We start from the raw sequence: 18,392 nt of genomic DNA, 5'->3' as shown, positions 1-18,392 counted from the left end.
GGCGCGCTCACCGTTCTCGCGCTGCGCGCGATCGCGCTGGTGCTGCGCCCCAACGCCAGACCGGTGCGGACCTGCGACCGCTGCGGCTGGTTCTTCGTCGACAGCTCCCGCGGCCGGCGCCGCCGCTGGTGCAGCATGCAGACCTGCGGAAATCAGGCCAAGGCGGCACGGTTCCGGTCGGCGCACCCGGATGGGTCAGGCGGTCGCGGGCCCGCCGCGGCGGACCAGTGACAGCACCACCGCGGCGGCGGCGAACAACCCGGACAGTGACCGGTTGAGGATCGTCTGCTGCCGCGGGGTGTGCAGCCAGCGGATCAGCCGGGCCGCCAGCCCGGTGTAGAGGCCCATGACCACGAGGTCGACCGCGACCATCGTCGCCCCGATCGCCAGGTACTGCGGCAGCAGCGGCGCGGTGGGGTTCACGAACTGCGGCAGCACCGCGAGGAAGAACACCAAACCCTTGGGGTTCGTGGCGTTGACCAGGAAACCGCGCACCAGCAGGGCGATGCGGCCGCCGTCGACGGTCCTTCCCACCTGGGCGCGCAGGTCGACGGCCGCGGCTCGCCACTGGTGCACCGCGAGATACAGCAGGTAGGCCACGCCGATCCACTTGATGATGTGGAACGCCAGTATCGAATTGGCCACCGCCGCGCCCAGTCCGACCGCCACCAGCGCCAACTGCAGCATCAGCCCGACCTCGAGGCCGGCGATCGACCAGTACCCGCGCCGCACGCCGTGGGTGAGGCCGGTCGCCATGCACTGCACGGCGCCCGCACCCGGGGACACGCTGATCAGGACCGCCGCGCCCAGGAACGTCAGCCAGACCTGGAAAGCCATGTCAGCAGTCTGTCAGGTGACGTCCGCCACGAACACCGCGAGATTCTTGGCCTGACGCCGGGCGAAACCGGGCAGCGCCGCGACGGTCGAACCGGGCGGCACGACACGGGGATTGCCGAGGTGCACCCGGTCACGGAACAGCTGGAGGTCGGCCTCACCGGCGGCGAGCACATTGCGCACCCAGTCGGTTTCGCCGTGGCCGAGCACGATCGCCACCTCGCCGCCGCTGCGGTAGGCCGTGACCGGGGTCTGGTAGGTGCGGCCACTTCGCCGGCCGCGGTGCGTCAGCTTCGCGATGCCCGGCAGCCGGCCGGCGAGCGGCCTGATCACCGGGTTCATGTACTTGATCTGGATGCGGTCCAGCCACTCGGGGAACATCCTGGGCAGGTCGGCCACGACGCCTCCATATCGATTTGTGCAGCTCTGGGACAATGGTCCATGTGAATGTATCGCCGACCGGCTCCGAGGTCGCCACCAGCGCGGCAACGGTGATCGCCCGAACCGATCTGCGCGGCCGCACCATGACGGCGGCGCAGCTGCGGGCCGCGCTGCCACGCGGCGGCGTCGACGTGGAGTCCGTCGTGCCCAGGGTCCGGCCGATCGTCGACGCGGTGGCCGAGCGCGGCGCCGAGGCCGCCCTGGAGTACGGGGAGACGTTCGACGGCGTCCGTCCCGCGGCCGTGCGAGTGCCGGTCGCCGAACTGGGCGCGGCACTGGACGCACTGCCCGCCGACGTGCGGGTCGCCCTCGAGGTCGCGATCGAACGGACCCGTGCGGTGCACGCCGACCAGCGCCGCACCGACACCACCACCACGCTCGGACCCGGAGCTACGGTCACCGAGCGCTGGGTTCCCGTCGAGCGGGTCGGGCTGTACGTGCCCGGCGGCAACGCGGTCTACCCGTCCAGCGTGGTGATGAACGTGGTGCCCGCCCAGATCGCCGGGGTCGATTCCCTCGTCATCGCCTCTCCTCCGCAGGCCGCGTTCGGCGGGCTGCCGCACCCGACGATCCTCGCCGCCGCCGCACTGCTCGGCGTCGACGAGGTGTGGGCGGTGGGCGGTGCCCAGGCCGTCGCGCTGCTGGCCTACGGCGGCGCCGACACCGACGGCGCCGAACTCGCCGCGGTGGACATGATCACCGGGCCGGGCAACATCTACGTCACCGCCGCCAAGCGCATCTGCCGTTCGCAGGTCGGCATCGACGCCGAGGCCGGACCCACCGAGATCGCGATCCTGGCCGACCACACCGCCGACCCCGTGCACGTCGCCGCCGACCTGATCAGTCAGGCCGAACACGACGAGATGGCCGCCAGCGTGCTGGTCACCGACAGCGTCGCCCTGGCCGACGCGACCGAACGCGAACTGGCCGAGCAACTCCGGACCACCGTGCACCGGAAGCGGGTCACGACGGCGCTGGCGGGCAGGCAGTCGGCCATCGTGCTGGTCGACGACCTCGACGCGGGCGTGCGCACCGTGAACGCCTACGCCGCCGAGCATCTCGAGATCCAGACCGTCGATGCCCCTCAGGTGGCGCTGCGGATCCGGTCGGCGGGGGCGATCTTCGTCGGACCCTATTCGCCGGTCAGCCTCGGCGACTACTGCGCGGGCTCCAATCACGTGCTGCCCACGGCGGGGTGCGCGCGGCACTCCAGTGGCCTGTCGGTGCAGACGTTCCTGCGCGGCATCCACGTCGTCGACTACACCGAGGCCGCGCTCAAAGATGTCTCGGGATACGTCATCACCCTGGCCAATGCCGAGGACCTGCCCGGCCACGGCGAAGCGGTGCGGCGGAGGTTCGAGAGATGACCGTCGGAGAACGCGTCGGCCTGGCCGACCTGCCGCTGCGCGACGACCTGCGGGGCAAGTCGCCCTACGGCGCACCGCAACTCGCGGTGCCGGTGCGGCTGAACACCAACGAGAACCCGCACCCGCCGAGCCGGGCGCTGGTCGACGACGTCACCCGGTCGGTGGCCGCCGCCGCGGCGGACCTGCACCGCTATCCGGACCGCGACGCCGTCGCGCTGCGCACCGACCTCGCCGACTACGTCGGGCTGCGGACCGGTTGTCCGGTCAGTATTGAGAACCTTTGGGCGGCAAACGGTTCCAATGAGATCCTGCAGCAGCTCCTGCAGGCCTTCGGCGGCCCCGGCCGCTCCGCCATCGGATTCGTGCCGTCCTACTCGATGCACCCCATCATCGCCGACGGCACCCAGACCGAGTGGTTTGCGGCCGTCCGCGCCGACGACTTCGGCCTCGACGTGGACGTCGCGGTGGCCGCGGTCACCGAGCGCAGGCCCGACATCGTGTTCGTGGCGAGCCCGAACAACCCGTCGGGCCAGAGCGTTCCGCTCGACGACCTGCGCAGGCTCCTCGACGCGATGCCTGCCGGGATCCTGATCCTCGACGAGGCATACGGCGAGTTCTCCGCACAGCCCAGCGCGGTGCGACTGGTCGAGGAGTACCCGGACCGGCTGGTCGTCACCCGGACGATGAGTAAGGCCTTCGCGTTCGCCGGCGGACGGCTCGGCTACCTGATCGCCGCGCCCGCCGTGATCGACGCGATGCTGCTGGTGCGGCTGCCCTATCACCTGTCGTCGGTCACCCAGGCCGCCGCGCGGGCGGCCCTGCGGCACGCCGACGACACGCTGGCCAGCGTGGCCACGCTGATCAGCGAGCGCGAACGGGTGTCGGCCGCATTGTCCGGCATGGGATTCCGTGTCATCCCCAGCGACGCGAACTTCGTGCTGTTCGGTGAGTTCGCCGACGCACCCGCCAGCTGGCAGCGCTACCTCGCCGAGGGCATCCTGGTGCGCGACGTGGGCATTCCGGGTTATCTGCGGGCCACCACTGGTCTCGCCGAGGAGAACGACGCGCTGCTGGCGGCCAGCGCAGAACTCGCCGCCGCCGAGCTGGTCCAGCCCCTAGGAGCATCATGACCGACATCCTCGCCGGCACCCGCCGCGCCCGGGTCGAACGCAAGACCAAGGAGTCCGACATCGTCGTCGAACTCGACCTCGACGGCACCGGCATCGTCGACATCGCCACCGGCGTACCGTTCTTCGACCACATGCTGACCGCGCTGGGCAGCCACGCCAGCTTCGACCTCACCGTGCACGCCACCGGCGACGTCGACATCGAGGCGCACCACACGGTGGAGGACACCGCGATCGTGCTCGGCCAGGCCCTCGGCCAGGCGCTGGGGGACAAGAAGGGCATCCGCCGGTTCGGCGACGCGTTCATCCCGATGGACGAGACCCTCGCCCACGCCGCGGTGGACGTGTCGGGGCGGCCGTACTTCGTGCACACCGGGGAGCCGGAGTTCATGGTCGAGTTCACGATCGCCGGCTCGAGCGCGCCGTACCACACCGTCATCAACCGGCACGTGTTCGAGTCGCTGGCGTTCAACGCGCGCATCGCGCTGCACGTCCGCACGCTCTACGGCCGCGACCCGCACCACATCACCGAGGCCCAGTACAAGGCGGTGGCCAGGGCGCTGCGCCAGGCCGTGGAGTACGACGCCAGGGTGACCGGCGTCCCGTCCACGAAAGGCACGCTGTGACAGCCAGAGTCGTCGTGCTCGACTACGGCTCGGGCAATCTGCGCTCCGCCCAGCGTGCGCTGGAACGCACAGGGGCGGACGTGGAGGTCACCGCCGACGCCGACGCCGCCCTGAACGCGGACGGCCTCGTGGTGCCGGGCGTCGGTGCGTACGAGGCGTGCATGGTCGGGCTGCGCGAAATCGGCGGCGAGAAGATCATCGCCGAGCGCGTGACGGCGGGCCGGCCGGTGCTCGGAGTGTGCGTGGGCATGCAGATCCTGTTCACCCGCGGTGTCGAGTTCGGGGTCGAGAGCGCCGGATGCGGGCAGTGGCCGGGTTCGGTGGTCCGCCTCGACGCCCCGGTGACGCCCCACATGGGCTGGAACACGGTGGACGCGCCTGCGGGCACCACGCTGTTCGCGGGGCTGGACCCCGACACCCGGTTCTATTTCGTGCACTCCTACGCCGCGCAGCAGTGGGAAGGCGACCCGGCCGCGAAGCTGACGTGGGCCACCCACCACGTCCCGTTCCTGGCCGCCGTCGAGGACGGGGCCCTGGCGGCGACCCAGTTCCACCCGGAGAAAAGCGGTGACGCCGGGGCGACGCTGCTGGACAACTGGGTCCGCGGGCTGAGCTAAGGTTGCCGACCGTGCCTGACGACACCCCGCTGATCCTGCTGCCCGCCGTCGACGTGGTCGAGGGCCGCGCCGTGCGCCTGGTACAGGGCAAGGCGGGCAGCGAAACCGAGTACGGCTCGGCGCTCGACGCCGCCATGGGCTGGCAGCGTGACGGCGCCGACTGGATCCACCTCGTCGACCTCGACGCCGCGTTCGGCCGTGGCTCCAACCGGGAACTGCTCGCCGACGTGGTGGGCCGCCTCGACGTCGCGGTGGAACTGTCCGGCGGCATCCGCGACGACGAGTCGCTGCGTGCGGCGCTGGCCACCGGGTGCGCCCGGGTCAACATCGGCACCGCGGCCCTGGAGAACCCGCAGTGGTGCGCGCAGGCGATCGCCGAGCACGGCGACAAGGTGGCCGTCGGACTGGACGTGCTCATCGAGGACGGCAGGCAGCGGCTGCGCGGGCGCGGCTGGGAGACCGACGGCGGTGACCTGTGGGAGGTGCTCGACCGGCTGGATCGGGAGGGCTGCTCGCGCTATGTGGTCACCGACGTCACCAAGGACGGCACGCTCACCGGTCCCAACCTCGACCTGCTCGGCGCAGTGGCCGATCGCACCGACGCGCCCGTGATCGCCTCTGGCGGCGTGTCGAGCCTCGACGACCTGCGTGCGATCGCCACCCTCACCGGCCGCGGGGTCGAGGGCGCGATCGTCGGCAAGGCGCTGTACGCGGGGCGCTTTACGTTGCCGCAGGCGCTGGCAGCGGTGGGCGAGTAACACTCGATGGCACTCGGCGAGGCCGACCTGCAAGGTCTGGTCAGAGAGGCTGCGGCCATCCTCGACGAGGCAGCCGTGCCGTTCGTGCAGGGCCACGGCGCGGATTCGGCGGTGCAGAAGAAGGGCAACGACTTCGCCACCGAGGTCGACCTGGCCATCGAACGGCAGGTGGTCGAAAAGCTGGAGGCCGCCACCGGGATCGGGGTGCACGGCGAGGAGTACGGCGGCGCGGACATCGACTCTCCGCTGGTGTGGGTGCTCGACCCGATCGACGGCACCTTCAATTACGCCGCGGGCCTGCCGACGTCGGCGATCCTGCTCGGCCTGCTGCGCGACGGCGAGCCGGTCGCCGGGCTGACCTGGCTGCCGTTCACCTCGCAGCGGTACACCGCTGTGGTCGGTGAACCGTTGTACGCCAATGGCGTGGCGCAGAAGCCGCTGGAGGCCGCCGCGCTCGGCGACTCCGTGGTGGGAACCGGCACGTTCAACGTCGACTCCAAAGGCCGCTTCCCGGGCCGCTACCGCATCACGGTGCTGGAAGGCCTGAGCCGGCACTGCTCCCGGATGCGCATGCATGGCGCCACCGGAGTCGACCTCGCCTACACCGCCGCGGGAATCCTCGGCGGGTCCATCAGTTTCGGTCACCACGTCTGGGATCACGCCGCGGGGGTGGCGCTGGTTCGCGCGGCCGGTGGCGTCGTCACCGACCTCGAGGGGGCGCCATGGACGCCGCGCTCGCGCTCGGCGCTCGCCGGGCTGCCCGGGGTGCACGGTGAGATCCTCGACATCGTGACGTCCGCAGGCGACCCGCAGGGGTACCGGTGACGGCCGGCGCGGGGCTCGCGGTGCGGATCATCCCGTGCCTCGATGTCGACGCGGGCCGCGTGGTCAAGGGCGTGAACTTCGAAAACCTGCGCGACGCAGGCGATCCCGTAGAGCTGGCGGCCGTCTACGACGCCGAGGGCGCCGACGAGCTGACCTTCCTCGACGTGACGGCGTCGTCGTCGGGCCGCACCACGATGCTGGAGGTGGTGCGGCGCACCGCCGAACAGGTGTTCATCCCGCTGACCGTGGGCGGTGGTGTGCGATCGGTGGCCGATGTGGACTCGCTGCTGCGCGCAGGCGCGGACAAGGTCTCGGTGAACACTGCCGCGATCGCCCGCCCGGAACTGCTGGCGGAACTGGCCCGTCAGTTCGGCTCACAGTGCATCGTGCTGTCGGTCGACGCGCGCACGGTGCCGGACGGCGAGGAGCCGACGCCGTCGGGCTGGGAGGTCACCACCCACGGCGGCCGGCGGGGAACCGGGATCGACGCGGTCGAATGGGCCGCCCGCGGTGCGGAACTCGGGGTCGGCGAGATCCTGCTGAACTCGATGGACTTCGACGGCACTAAGGCGGGGTTCGACCTGCCGATGCTGCGTGCGGTGCGCGGTGCGGTGACGGTGCCCGTGATCGCCAGCGGCGGCGCGGGTGCGTTGGGGCACTTCGCGCCCGCGGTCGAGGCGGGCGCCGATGCCGTCCTCGCGGCCAGCGTCTTCCACTTCGGCGAGCTGACCATCGGCCAGGTGAAGGCGGCGATGGCGGCGGAAGGGATCACGGTGCGATGAGCGCTTGCGCGAAGAGCCGAGGACAGCGATGACTGAACTCGATCCGGACATCGCGGCGAGGCTGAAACGCAACGCCGACGGCCTGTTCACCGCCGTCGCGCAGCAGCGCGGCACCGGCGAGGTGCTGATGGTGGCGTGGATGGACGACGCGGCCCTGGCGCACACGCTGGAAACCCGCCGGGGGACCTACTTTTCGCGGTCCCGGCAGCAGCAGTGGGTGAAGGGCGAGACGTCCGGCCACACCCAGTACGTGCACTCGGTGCGATTGGACTGCGACGGCGACACGGTGCTGCTGGAGGTCGACCAGGTCGGCGCGGCCTGCCACACCGGTACCCACACGTGCTTCGACGCCGATCTGCTGCTGGGGCCCGCCGACCAGGAGTAGCGCCGGCCGGTCAGGCGGTTGCTTCGTCGGCCAGGATGCGTTCGAGCGTCCGGCGCCCGGTCGCGCTCATCGCGGGGTTGCTGTCGCCGTAGTACCAGACCAGGCCCATCGCCTGCTCGAACGCCCATGCTCTGCCGCGTTCCCACTGCAGGTCGTCACATCTCAGGGCGGCGCGGAAGACTGCGCGGGCGGCACGGTCGAACAGGTGCCAGGCGCACACCAGGTCAAGCGCCGGGTCCGCAGGCCCGAGTCCACCGACGTCGATGACCCCGGCCAGCCGTCCGCCGTCGACGAGGATGTTGCCGGGAATCAGGTCGCCGTGCGTCATCACGTCGCCCTCGTGGCGTGGCAACTCTCGAAAGTGGTTCCACAGTGGGCGAAGTCGCGACGTGTCCAGGAGCGCTTCGCTGCGTTCGAAGCACTGTGCCATCCATTCGTCGTGGGTCGTGAGGTCGCCTCCCCGGCCCTGGCCGTCGAATGCGCGTCCCCTGGTGTCCATGGTCCGCACGCCGTCGACGAACTCGGCGAGGTCTGCAGCCAGGGCCGTCATCGCGGCGGTGTCGTCCCCGGCGGCCACCGCCCCGGGCACCCATGTCTGTACCGACCACGGGAGCGGGTATCCCGCGCCGGGACCGCCTATCGCGACGGGCTCCGGTGTGCGGAACCTGGTGACTCCCAGCAGCTCTCGGGCGGCGAGCGACTCGGCCTCCACGCGCTGTCGTATCGCGGCGACGTCGCCGTGCTCGAGGGGCAGCCTGGCGGCGAGTCGGTCACCGAGGCGGAACAGCGCGTTGACGGTGCCACCCGATTCGACCGGTTCGATGCGCAGATGCCGCCACCGCGGGAACTGCTCGGCCACCAGGGCGCGGACCGTCTCGACCGGGATCGTCAGCTGGTCCGGATGCATCTCTGCGGTCGCCTCGTGATCAGACGTCGATGCGGCTCGCCTTGGCGCGGGCGGTCCACCGCCCGTCGTCGTAGGTCACCCGCACGGGGTGGTCGAACGCCGCGGTGACGTTGTCGGTGGTGACGACGTCGCGCGCCGGGCCGGAGGCGACGGTGCGGCCGTCGGCGATCAGCAGCGCGTGGGTGGTCGTGGTGGGCAGTTCCTCGAGGTGGTGGGTCACCAGGATCGACGCCACCTCGGGGTGTGCGTCGCCGAGCGAGTCGATGGTCTCGAGCAGTTGTTCGCGCGCTGCGACGTCCAGGCCGGTGGTCGGTTCGTCGAGCAGCAGCAGGCGGGGGTCCGAGATCAGCGCTCGGGCAATGAGAGTGCGGCCCCGCTCGCCCTGCGACAGGGTCGGCCAGACGTGGTCGGCCAGCCGGGTGAGGCCCACGGTCTCGAGCAGGGCGTCGGCGCGGCGCTGCTCGCCGGGCGATGGCGTCCAGTGGTTCGGCGTGTCGATGGTGGCGGTGATGCCGGTCAGGACGACGTCGCGAACGGTCAACGGGTACTGAAGGCGGTGGCGGGGATTGACGTGACCGATGGACCGGCGCAGCCGGGCCAGCTCGGTGCGCCCCATCTGCTCGCCCAGCACGTGCACCGTGCCGGAGCTCGGGAACGTCTCCGTGGCGCAGAAGTTGAGCAGTGTGCTCTTACCCGCGCCGTTGGGCCCCAGCAGCGCCCAGTGCTCGCCCGCGTGCACGGTCAGCGAGATGCCGTCGATGATCTGCTTGCCGTCGCGGCGGAACGTGACGTCGGCGAGTTCGAGAACGGGAGTCATGCCTGCGGGCCGCCCGTCACGCGGACTGCCGTTGGCGCAACACCTCCAGCGCCTTGTCGGCGTGAGTGTCCATGTTGATCTCGCTGGAGATCACCTCGAGCACGGTGCGGTCGGTGTCGATCACGAAGGTGGTGCGCTTGACGGGCATGAACTTGCCCAGCAGGCCGCGCTTGACGCCGAACGCGCTGGCCACGGCGCCGTCGGAGTCCGAAAGCAGCGGGTAGTCGAAGCGCTGGGTGTCGGCGAACTTGGCCTGCTTCGTCACCGCGTCGGTGCTGATCCCGACCCGCGACGCGCCCAGTGCGGCGAATTCGGCGCCGAGGTCGCGGAAGTGGCAGGCCTCCTTGGTGCAGCCCGGTGTCATCGCGGCGGGGTAGAAGAACAGCACGACCGGACCGTCGGCGAGCAGACTCGTGAGGCTGCGCACCGTGCCGGTCTGGTCGGGCAGTTCGAACTCTGTGACCTGGTCACCACGTTTCATGGCGCTCACGCTACGCGCACTGACTGTCGGTGCGATCCGACCGGTCTGGGAGAATCGACCCGTGCAGACGACAGTCACGACCTCACGGGCGGACTTCCGCGCGCTGGCCGCCGAACACCGCGTGGTGCCGGTGACGCGCAAGGTCCTGGCCGACAGTGAGACACCGCTGTCGGCATACCGCAAACTCGCCGCGAACCGGCCGGGGACCTTCCTGCTGGAATCGGCCGAGAACGGCCGCTCGTGGTCGCGCTGGTCGTTCATCGGTGCGGGGGCGCCGTCGGCGTTGACGGTCCGCGACGGCGAGGCGGTCTGGCTCGGCGTGACGCCGCGGGACGCGCCGCGCGGTGGCGATCCGCTGCAAGCGCTGCGAGACACGTTGACGCTGTTGGAGACTGCCGCGCTGCCTGGACTGCCGCCGCTGTCGTCCGGGCTGGTCGGCTTCTTCGCCTACGACATGGTGCGCCGGCTGGAGCGGCTTCCGGAACTGGCGGTCGACGACCTGGGCCTGCCCGACATGCTGCTGCTGCTGGCCACCGACGTCGCCGCGGTGGACCACCACGAGGGCACGATCACGCTGATCGCCAACGCGGTCAACTGGAACGGCACCGACGAGCGGGTGGACTGGGCCTACGACGACGCGGTGGCGCGACTCGACGTGATGACCGAGGCGCTGGGCCAGCCGCTGCACTCGACGGTGGCGACGTTCACCCGGCCCGCCCCGAACCACCGCGCGCAGCGGACGGTCGAGGAGTACACGGCCATCGTCGAGCGGCTGGTCGGCGACATCGAGGCCGGTGAGGCGTTCCAGGTGGTGCCGTCGCAGCGGTTCGAGATGGACACCGACGCCGACCCCCTCGACGTGTACCGGATGCTGCGGGTGAGCAATCCGAGTCCCTACATGTACCTGCTCAACGTCCCCGACGACGCGGGCGGCCTCGACTTCTCGATCGTCGGGTCCAGCCCCGAGGCGCTGGTCACCGTCAAGGACCGCAAGGTGACCACCCACCCCATCGCCGGGACCCGGTGGCGCGGCGACACCGAAGAGGACGACCTGCTGCTGGAGAAGGAACTGCTCGCCGACGAGAAGGAACGTGCCGAGCACCTGATGCTGGTCGATCTGGGCCGCAACGACCTGGGCCGGGTGTGCGAACCGGGCACCGTCCGGGTCGAGGATTACAGCCACATCGAGCGGTACAGCCATGTCATGCACCTGGTCTCGACGGTCAAGGGCCGGCTCGCCGACGGCCGGACCGCCCTGGACGCGGTGACGGCCTGCTTCCCCGCGGGCACGCTCTCCGGCGCTCCGAAGGTTCGGGCGATGGAGTTGATCGAGGAGGTCGAGAAGACCCGGCGCGGGCTGTACGGCGGCGTGCTCGGCTACCTCGACTTCGCGGGCAACGCCGACTTCGCGATCGCCATCCGCACGGCGCTGATTCGCAGCGGCACCGCCTACGTGCAGGCCGGCGGGGGAGTCGTGGCCGATTCCAACGGCCCCTACGAGTACACCGAGGCGGCGAACAAGGCGCGCGCGGTGCTCAATGCGATCGCCGCCGCGGAGACCTTGACCGCACCCGAAGCCGAATCGTCGGCGCCGTGATCCGGGTCGCGCAGTTGCTCCTGGTGCTCGCCGCGGGGGCGCTGTGGGTGGCATCGCGGATGACGTGGGTGCAGGTCAGCTCGTTCGACGGGCTGACCCATCCCCGGACGACCGCGCTGACCGGGGCGACCTGGTCGACGGCGCTGATCCCGCTGGCGCTGCTGGTGCTGGCCGCAGCCGTCGCCGCACTGGCGGTGCGGGGCTGGCCGTTGCGCCTGCTGGCGGTGCTGGTGGCCCTGGCCAGCGCCGGCATGGCCTACCTGGCGATCACCCTGTGGGTGGTGCGCGATGTGGGTCCGCGCGCCGCCGACCTGGCGGAGGTGCCGGTGGCCGACCTGACCGGTGCCGAGAGGTTCCACACCGGCGCCGCGATCGCGGTGGTGGCGGCGGTGTGTGCGCTGGTCGGCGCGGTGTTGCTGATGCGGTCGGCCGCCAGGGCACGCGCGATGCCGGGCAAGTACGCGGCTCCGGCCGCGCGGCGCGAAGCGGTAGCCCGTCAGGAGGGCGGCGAGGGCGCCTCGGGGCCCGACGGGATGTCGGAACGGATGATCTGGGACGCACTCGACGAGGGACGCGACCCGACCGGTCCCGACAACCAGGGTCGGTGACAGCGGATCATGGGGTGCCGACTACCCTTCGGTGGAGATCGTCCGTCGCTGGGGGCGGCGTACCGGAAGGGAACCGAGGGGCTATGAGTTCGGCCACCGTGCTCGACTCCATCATCGAAGGAGTCCGCGCCGACGTCGCCGCACGGGAAGCCCTCGTCAGCCTCGCGGAGATCAAGGAGCGGGCCGCTCGTGCGCCGGCCCCGCTCGACGTGATGGCGGCGTTGCGCGAACCCGGCATCGGGGTGATCGCCGAGGTCAAGCGGGCCAGCCCGTCGCGTGGGGAGCTCGCCTCGATCGCCGATCCGGCCGAACTGGCCCGCGCCTACGAGTCGGGCGGGGCACGCGTCATCAGTGTGCTGACCGAGCAGCGTCGCTTCCACGGATCGCTCGACGACCTCGACGCCGTGCGGGCCGCGGTGTCGATCCCGGTCCTGCGCAAGGACTTCATCGTCCGGCCGTACCAGATCCACGAGGCCAGGGCGCACGGCGCCGACATGCTGCTGCTGATCGTCGCCGCGCTGGAGCAGCCCGCGCTGGAGTCGCTGCTGGAGCGCACCGAGTCGCTGGGCATGACGGCTCTGGTCGAGGTGCACACCGAGGAGGAGGCCAGCCGCGCGTTGCAGGCCGGCGCCACGGTGATCGGCGTCAACGCGCGCGACCTCAAGACGCTGACGGTCGACCGGGACTGCTTCGCGCGCATCGCGCCCGGGTTGCCCTCGAACGTCATCCGGATCGCCGAGTCCGGGGTGCGCGGCACCGCTGACCTGCTGGCCTACGCAGGTGCGGGCGCCGACGCGGTGCTCGTCGGCGAGGGCCTGGTCACCAGTGGTGACCCGCGTAGTGCCGTCGCCGATCTGGTGACCGCAGGCACGCATCCGTCCTGTCCGAAACCCGCACGCTAGCCCGTGGCGGACCTCGCCGGCCCGGAGCTGCCGCGTTCCAGCGCGGCCGTGGCAGAACCCAGCGGCCACGAACCCGACGCCCGCGGCCATTTCGGCGCCTACGGAGGACGTTTCGTCCCCGAGGCGTTGATGGCGGTGATCGAGGAAGTCACCGCCGCCTACGAGAAGGCGCGCGGCGACCAGACGTTCCTCGACGAGCTCGACCGGCTGCAGCGTCACTACAGCGGGCGGCCGTCGCCGCTGTACGAGGCCGAGGCCCTCAGCACACACGCCGGCGGTGCGCGCATCTTCCTGAAGCGGGAAGACCTCAACCACACGGGATCTCACAAGATCAACAATGTGCTGGGGCAGGCGCTGCTGGCCCGGCAGATGGGCAAGAACCGGGTCATCGCCGAGACGGGCGCCGGCCAGCACGGGGTGGCGACCGCCACCGCCTGCGCGCTGCTGGGCCTGGACTGCGTGATCTACATGGGCGCGGTCGACACCGCCCGGCAGGCGCTGAACGTGGCCAGGATGCGACTGCTCGGCGCCGAGGTGGTCTCGGTCGAGGCGGGCTCGAAGACGTTGAAGGACGCCATCAACGAGGCGTTCCGCGACTGGGTCACCAACGCCGACGACACCTACTACTGCTTCGGCACGGCTGCGGGCCCCCATCCGTTCCCGACGATGGTGCGTGACTTCCAGCGGGTCATCGGACTCGAGGCGCGGGTGCAGATCCAGGACCAGGCCGGACGGTTGCCCGATGCCGTCGCCGCCTGCGTCGGTGGCGGTTCCAACGCGATCGGGATCTTCCACGCCTTCATCGACGACCCCGGCGTCCGGCTCGTCGGATACGAGGCCGCCGGCGACGGCGTCGAAACCGGAAGGCACGCCGCGACTTTCACCGGTGGATCGCCGGGTGCGTTCCAGGGGTCGTTCTCGTATTTGCTGCAGGACGACGACGGGCAGACCATCGAGTCGCATTCCATCTCCGCCGGCCTGGACTATCCGGGTGTCGGGCCAGAGCACGCCTACCTGAAAGACCTCGGCCGCGCCGAGTACCGGCCGATCACCGACACCGAGGCGATGGACGCGTTCTCGCTGCTGTGCCGGACCGAGGGCATCATCCCGGCGATCGAGTCCGCGCACGCGATCGCCGGTGCGCTGAAGCTGGGCGCCGAACTCGGCGCCGGAGCGGTGATCCTGGTCAATCTGTCCGGCCGCGGCGACAAGGACGTCGAGACGGCGGCGAAGTGGTTCGGACTGCTCGACAAGGCGGCGCCGTGAGCCGGTTGGATGCGCTGTTCGGCCAGTGCCGCGCGGAGAGCCGAGCGGCGTTGATCGGTTACCTGCCCACGGGTTACCCGGACGTGCAGGGGTCGATCGAGGCGATGACGGCGCTGGTCGAGGCGGGGTGTGACCTCATCGAGGTCGGCGTGCCGTACTCGGATCCCGGAATGGACGGACCGACCATCGCCGCCGCGACCGAGGTCGCGCTGCAGGGCGGGGTGCGGGTCCGCGACGCGCTGGCGGCGGTCGAGGCGATCAGCAATGCCGGTGGCCGCGCCGTGGTGATGACCTATTGGAATCCGGTGCTGCGGTTGGGTGTCGACGCCTTCGCCCGCGATCTCGCGTCGGCCGGTGGGCTCGGGCTGATCACGCCCGACCTCATCCCCGATGAGGCCGACGAGTGGATGTCGGCCTCTGAGTCGCACGACCTCGACCGCATCTTCCTGGTCGCGCCGTCGTCGACACAGGAGCGGTTGGCGAAGACGGTGGAGGCGTCGCGCGGATTCGTCTACGCGGCGTCGACCATGGGCGTGACGGGTGCGCGCGACGCCGTGTCCAATCTCGCGCCGGAACTGGTCGCGCGGGTCAAGGCGGTGACCGACATTCCCGTCGGCGTGGGTCTGGGCGTGCGGTCACGGGAGCAGGCCGCCGAGATCGGTGCGTACGCCGACGGCGTGATCGTCGGGTCGGCCCTGGTGTCGGCGCTGACCGACGGCATCCCCGCGATGCGGGCACTGACCGAGGAACTTGCGGACGGGGTAAGGCAGAGGATCACCGCGTGACATCGACGTTGGCCTACATTCCCAGCCCCGCCCGGGGCGTGTGGTATCTCGGCCCGCTTCCCATCCGCGCTTACGCGTTCTGCATCATCGTCGGCATCGTCGCCGCGCTGATCATCGGCGACCGGCGGTGGCAGAACCGGGGTGGTGAGGCCGGCGTCATCTACGACATCGCGCTGTGGGCGGTTCCGTTCGGGCTGATCGGCGGGCGGCTGTACCACGTGATCACCGACTGGGAGAAGTACTTCGGTGAGTACGGCGTGGGACTCGTTGGAGCCCTGCGCATCTGGGAGGGCGGTCTCGGCATCTGGGGCGCCGTGGCGCTCGGTGGTGTCGGTGCGTGGATCGCGTGCCGACTGCGGGGCATCCCGTTGCCCGCGTTCGGTGATGCGGTCGCCCCGGGGATCATCCTGGCGCAGGCGATCGGCCGGCTCGGCAACTACTTCAACCAGGAGCTGTTCGGCAGGCAGACCACGCTGCCGTGGGGGCTGGAGATCTACCAGCGCGTGCCCGACGATCTCAACGGCGTTTCCAACGGCACGCTGGTGCAGATCGTCCACCCGACCTTCCTGTACGAGCTGCTGTGGAACCTGCTGATCTTCACGTTGCTCATCGTGATCGACCGCCGGTTCAAGATCGGTCACGGTCGGCTGTTCGCGTTGTACGTCGCCGGATACTGCCTCGGCCGGTTCTGGATCGAGCTGCTGCGCAGCGACTTCGCCACGGAGTTCGCCGGTATCCGGGTCAACTCGTTCACGTCGGGATTCGTCTTCATCGGGGCGGTCATCTACATCATGGCTGCGCCACGCGGCCGGGAGGATCCGGCGACGCTGCGAGGGAAGACGGACGACGAGGAATCCGACGTCGAAGAGCTCGTCAAGGTGGTCGCCGGGACGTCCGCGGCCGCGGGCGCCGTGGTGGCCGCGGCGAAAGTCGCGGGCCGCGAGGACGAGTCGGACGGTGCCGAAGGCCGTGATTCGCCGTCGGAGGCAGCGCTGGAGGCGGATGCGTTGGCGGTGGACGTCGAGGAGGCGCCGGCTGAGGAGATCGCCGAGGCCGACGAATTTGCGGCGGCCGGTGATGAAGCCGATGGTGAGACCGGCGAGGCGGAGGCGGTGCTCGAGGCGGAGGCGTTGACTGCCGACGTCGAGGAGGCGCCGGCTGAGGAGATCGCTGAAGCCGACGAGTTCGCCGTTGCGGGTGAAGAAGCTGACGAGACGGGTCTCGGTGCGGTCGAGGGTGACGATCCCGCCGAGGCCGAGAAGGCCGCCGAGGAAGCCCACGAGGCGGCGCTTGCGAGCATCAAGTCCGACTCCGAGGCTGAGACTGCAGACGCCGTCGGTGGTGTGGGTTCGGTTGAGGGTGAGGATGCCGTCGAGGCTGAGGCCGCTGCTGCAGAGGTGCATGAGGCGGCGGTCGAGGGTGTCGATGAGGCTGAGGCGGTTGAGGCAGAGGTCGCCGAGGCCGATAGTGTCCCCGACGAGGCTGAGTCGGCCGAGGCCGAGGTAGCCGAAGCCGATGCTGTCGCCGACGAGCAAGCCGCCGAATCCGCCGACGATGTCGATGAGGCCGAGGTAGCCGAGGCCGACGCTGCCGTCGACGATCAGCCGGCCGGATCCGCCGACGCTGCCGTCGACGAGCAAGCCGCCGAATCCGCCGACGCTGTTGGTGGTGTGGGTTCGGTCGAGGGTGAGGATGCGGTCGAGGCTGAGTCGGCCGAGCCCGAGGTAGCCGAAGTCGACCCTGTCGCCGACGAGCAGCCCGCCGAATCCGCCGACGCTGTCGGTGGTGTGGGTTCGGTTGAGGGTGAGGATGCGGTCGAGGCTGAGGCCGCTGCTGCAGAGGTGCATGAGGCGGCGGTCGAGGGCGTCGATGAGGCTGAGGCGGTTGGGGCCGAGGTAGCCGAGGCCGATGCTGTCGTCGACGAGCAGCCGGCCGAAACTGCTGCCGACGTCGGTGGTGTGGGTTCGGTCGAGGGTGAGGATGCGGTCGAGGCTGAGGCGGCTGCTGCAGAGGTGCATGAGGCGGCGGTCGAGGGCGTCGATGAGGCTGAGGCGGTTGGGGCCGAGGTAGCCGAGGCCGATGCTGTCGTCGACGAGCAGCCGGCCGAAACTGCTGCCGACGTCGGTGGTGTGGGTTCGGTCGAGGGTGAGGATGCGGTCGAGGCTGAGGCGGCTGCTGCAGAGGTGCATGAGGCGGCGGTCGAGGGCGTCGATGAGGCTGAGGCGGTTGGGGCCGAGGTAGCCGAGGCCGATGCTGTCGTCGACGAGCAGCCGGCCGAAACTGCTGCCGACGTCGGTGGTGTGGGTTCGGTCGAGGGTGAGGATGCGGTCGAGGCTGAGGCGGCTGCTGCAGAGGTGCATGAGGCGGCGGTCGAGGGCGTCGATGAGGCTGAGGCGGTTGGGGCCGAGGTAGCCGAGGCCGATGCTGTCGTCGACGAGCAGCCGGCCGAAACTGCTGCCGACGTCGGTGGTGTGGGTTCGGTCGAGGGTGAGGATGCGGTCGAGGCTGAGTCGGCCGAGCCCGAGGTAGCCGAAGTCGACCCTGTCGCCGACGAGCAGCCCGCCGAATCCGCCGACGCTGTCGGTGGTGTGGGTTCGGTTGAGGGTGAGGATGCGGTCGAGGCTGAGGCCGCTGCTGCAGAGGTGCATGAGGCGGCGGTCGAGGGTGTCGATGAGGCTGAGGCGGTTGAGGCCGAGGTAGCCGAAGCCGATGCTGTCACTGATGAGGCGGAGTCGGCCGACGTCGATGCCGTCGAGGCCGACGATGAGCAGCCGGTGGGGGAGAACGCCACGGCGGCTGCAGAAGTCGATGATCTTGCCGTCGATGAGCAGGCCGGCATCGGCGACGAAGCGGCCACCGAGGTCGCAGAGCCTGTCGACGACGACGCCCAACCGGTCGGGGACAAGCCCGCTGTCGAAGCCGATGACCTGGCCACCGCTGCCGGCGAAGGGCCCGCCACTGGTACTTCGGTGGCGGACTCCGAGAGCGCCGACGTGGGCGGGTTGGGTTCAGTCGAGGGTGAGGACGCAGTAGAGGCCGAGGCCGCGGCAGAGGAAGCCCACGACAGTGCAGTCGCCGGTGTCGATGAGGCAGAGGCGGCGAAGTACGAGATCCAGGTCGCTCCGCCGCCTTCGACGCCGCGGCGCCGCTGGTGGCGACGCAACCGCTGATCGGTTATCCACAACCGCTTTTCGTTGCTTTCGCGTGTCGTACCCCTCTGCCATAATCGAATGTATGTTCGATCCAGCGCAGGCGAGTTTCGATGAG

General features: G+C 70.4%; 20 protein-coding genes. 15 read left to right on the top strand and 5 right to left on the bottom strand.

The window, feature by feature from the left end; all coding sequences use genetic code 11:
• Nucleotides 1-231 (top strand): CGNR zinc finger domain-containing protein (locus Q2100_RS20850; protein ID WP_302915594.1); only part of this gene is annotated, 231 nt, incomplete at its 5' end.
• On the opposite strand, the gene Q2100_RS20845 is transcribed toward Q2100_RS20850, so the two are convergent.
• Together Q2100_RS20845 and Q2100_RS20840 are read right to left on the bottom strand one after the other, a co-directional pair.
• Nucleotides 196-837 carry a LysE family transporter gene (locus Q2100_RS20845; protein WP_302915593.1) on the bottom strand — a complete coding sequence of 214 codons (642 nt, stop codon included), beginning with the start codon at nt 835-837 and terminating at the stop codon, nt 196-198. The genes Q2100_RS20850 and Q2100_RS20845 overlap by 36 nt on opposite strands.
• Before the next feature lie 12 nt (nt 838-849).
• Nucleotides 850-1,233 (bottom strand): nitroreductase family deazaflavin-dependent oxidoreductase, encoded by a 384-nt coding sequence (locus tag Q2100_RS20840; RefSeq protein WP_302915592.1) that lies wholly within the window; start codon nt 1,231-1,233, stop codon nt 850-852.
• Between the two features lie 35 nt (nt 1,234-1,268).
• Here Q2100_RS20840 and hisD point away from each other — a divergent pair, with 35 nt between their 5' ends.
• From hisD to hisI, 8 genes are read left to right on the top strand one after another with little or no spacing between them, the layout of a single operon-like run.
• Nucleotides 1,269-2,642, top strand: coding sequence for a histidinol dehydrogenase (gene hisD, locus Q2100_RS20835; protein WP_407667667.1), 1,374 nt, complete (start codon nt 1,269-1,271; stop codon nt 2,640-2,642).
• The gene (locus Q2100_RS20830) at nt 2,639-3,772 is read left to right on the top strand and encodes a histidinol-phosphate transaminase (protein WP_302915591.1); all 1,134 of its coding nucleotides are present in this window, start codon (nt 2,639-2,641) and stop codon (nt 3,770-3,772) included. The genes hisD and Q2100_RS20830 overlap by 4 nt, the downstream gene beginning before the upstream one ends.
• Nucleotides 3,769-4,395: an imidazoleglycerol-phosphate dehydratase HisB gene (hisB, locus tag Q2100_RS20825; RefSeq protein WP_264013524.1), complete on the top strand. Its 627-nt coding sequence runs from the start codon at nt 3,769-3,771 to the stop codon at nt 4,393-4,395. Before Q2100_RS20830 ends, hisB begins: the two co-directional genes overlap by 4 nt.
• Nucleotides 4,392-5,012 carry an imidazole glycerol phosphate synthase subunit HisH gene (gene hisH / locus Q2100_RS20820; protein WP_302915590.1) on the top strand — a complete coding sequence of 207 codons (621 nt, stop codon included), beginning with the start codon at nt 4,392-4,394 and terminating at the stop codon, nt 5,010-5,012. The genes hisB and hisH overlap by 4 nt, the downstream gene beginning before the upstream one ends.
• Nucleotides 5,013-5,023: 11 nt before the next feature.
• Nucleotides 5,024-5,770, top strand: coding sequence for a bifunctional 1-(5-phosphoribosyl)-5-((5-phosphoribosylamino)methylideneamino)imidazole-4-carboxamide isomerase/phosphoribosylanthranilate isomerase PriA (priA, locus tag Q2100_RS20815; RefSeq protein WP_264013526.1), 747 nt, complete (start codon nt 5,024-5,026; stop codon nt 5,768-5,770).
• A 6-nt stretch (nt 5,771-5,776) separates the two neighbouring features.
• Complete coding sequence (locus Q2100_RS20810; protein ID WP_302915589.1) at nt 5,777-6,595, top strand: inositol monophosphatase family protein; 819 nt, start codon at nt 5,777-5,779, stop codon at nt 6,593-6,595.
• A complete protein-coding gene (hisF, locus tag Q2100_RS20805; protein ID WP_264013528.1) occupies nt 6,592-7,377 on the top strand; it encodes an imidazole glycerol phosphate synthase subunit HisF in 786 nt (261 codons plus the stop codon). The genes Q2100_RS20810 and hisF overlap by 4 nt, the downstream gene beginning before the upstream one ends.
• Nucleotides 7,378-7,405: 28 nt before the next feature.
• Nucleotides 7,406-7,762, top strand: coding sequence for a phosphoribosyl-AMP cyclohydrolase (gene hisI / locus Q2100_RS20800; RefSeq protein WP_302915588.1), 357 nt, complete (start codon nt 7,406-7,408; stop codon nt 7,760-7,762).
• A gap of 10 nt (nt 7,763-7,772) precedes the next feature.
• On the opposite strand, the gene Q2100_RS20795 is transcribed toward hisI, so the two are convergent.
• Genes Q2100_RS20795 through Q2100_RS20785 form a run of 3 tightly spaced genes read right to left on the bottom strand, consistent with a single transcriptional unit; the run spans nt 7,773 to nt 9,967 of the window.
• Nucleotides 7,773-8,669 carry an aminoglycoside phosphotransferase family protein gene (locus Q2100_RS20795; protein WP_302915587.1) on the bottom strand — a complete coding sequence of 299 codons (897 nt, stop codon included), beginning with the start codon at nt 8,667-8,669 and terminating at the stop codon, nt 7,773-7,775.
• Between the two features lie 19 nt (nt 8,670-8,688).
• Entirely contained in the window at nt 8,689-9,486 is a 798-nt protein-coding gene (locus Q2100_RS20790) for an ABC transporter ATP-binding protein (RefSeq protein ID WP_302915586.1), read from the bottom strand.
• A gap of 16 nt (nt 9,487-9,502) precedes the next feature.
• Nucleotides 9,503-9,967 carry a peroxiredoxin gene (locus Q2100_RS20785; protein ID WP_302915585.1) on the bottom strand — a complete coding sequence of 155 codons (465 nt, stop codon included), beginning with the start codon at nt 9,965-9,967 and terminating at the stop codon, nt 9,503-9,505.
• Between the two features lie 61 nt (nt 9,968-10,028).
• Here Q2100_RS20785 and Q2100_RS20780 point away from each other — a divergent pair, with 61 nt between their 5' ends.
• The 6 genes from Q2100_RS20780 to lgt all read left to right on the top strand — a co-directional run bounded on the left by Q2100_RS20780 (nt 10,029) and on the right by lgt (nt 18,295).
• Nucleotides 10,029-11,564 (top strand): anthranilate synthase component I, encoded by a 1,536-nt coding sequence (locus tag Q2100_RS20780; protein WP_302915584.1) that lies wholly within the window; start codon nt 10,029-10,031, stop codon nt 11,562-11,564.
• Nucleotides 11,561-12,172 carry a TIGR02234 family membrane protein gene (locus Q2100_RS20775; RefSeq protein WP_302915583.1) on the top strand — a complete coding sequence of 204 codons (612 nt, stop codon included), beginning with the start codon at nt 11,561-11,563 and terminating at the stop codon, nt 12,170-12,172. Before Q2100_RS20780 ends, Q2100_RS20775 begins: the two co-directional genes overlap by 4 nt.
• 83 nt (nt 12,173-12,255) lie before the next feature.
• Nucleotides 12,256-13,074 carry an indole-3-glycerol phosphate synthase TrpC gene (trpC, locus tag Q2100_RS20770; RefSeq protein ID WP_302915582.1) on the top strand — a complete coding sequence of 273 codons (819 nt, stop codon included), beginning with the start codon at nt 12,256-12,258 and terminating at the stop codon, nt 13,072-13,074.
• 3 nt (nt 13,075-13,077) lie between these two features.
• Complete coding sequence (gene trpB / locus Q2100_RS20765; protein WP_264013536.1) at nt 13,078-14,340, top strand: tryptophan synthase subunit beta; 1,263 nt, start codon at nt 13,078-13,080, stop codon at nt 14,338-14,340.
• On the top strand, nt 14,337-15,125 hold the full coding sequence (gene trpA / locus Q2100_RS20760; protein ID WP_269894376.1) for a tryptophan synthase subunit alpha: 789 nt from the start codon (nt 14,337-14,339) through the stop codon (nt 15,123-15,125). Before trpB ends, trpA begins: the two co-directional genes overlap by 4 nt.
• Entirely contained in the window at nt 15,122-18,295 is a 3,174-nt protein-coding gene (gene lgt, locus Q2100_RS20755) for a prolipoprotein diacylglyceryl transferase (RefSeq protein WP_302915581.1), read from the top strand. The genes trpA and lgt overlap by 4 nt, the downstream gene beginning before the upstream one ends.
• Nucleotides 18,296-18,392: the final 97 nt, after the last annotated feature.

The organism is Mycolicibacterium arseniciresistens, from assembly GCF_030519285.1.
GTDB classification, from domain to species: Bacteria; Actinomycetota; Actinomycetes; order Mycobacteriales; family Mycobacteriaceae; genus Mycobacterium; species Mycobacterium arseniciresistens.
The sequence above is the reverse complement of the archived record's forward strand: the minus strand, read 5'-3'. Positions and strand labels throughout refer to the sequence as shown.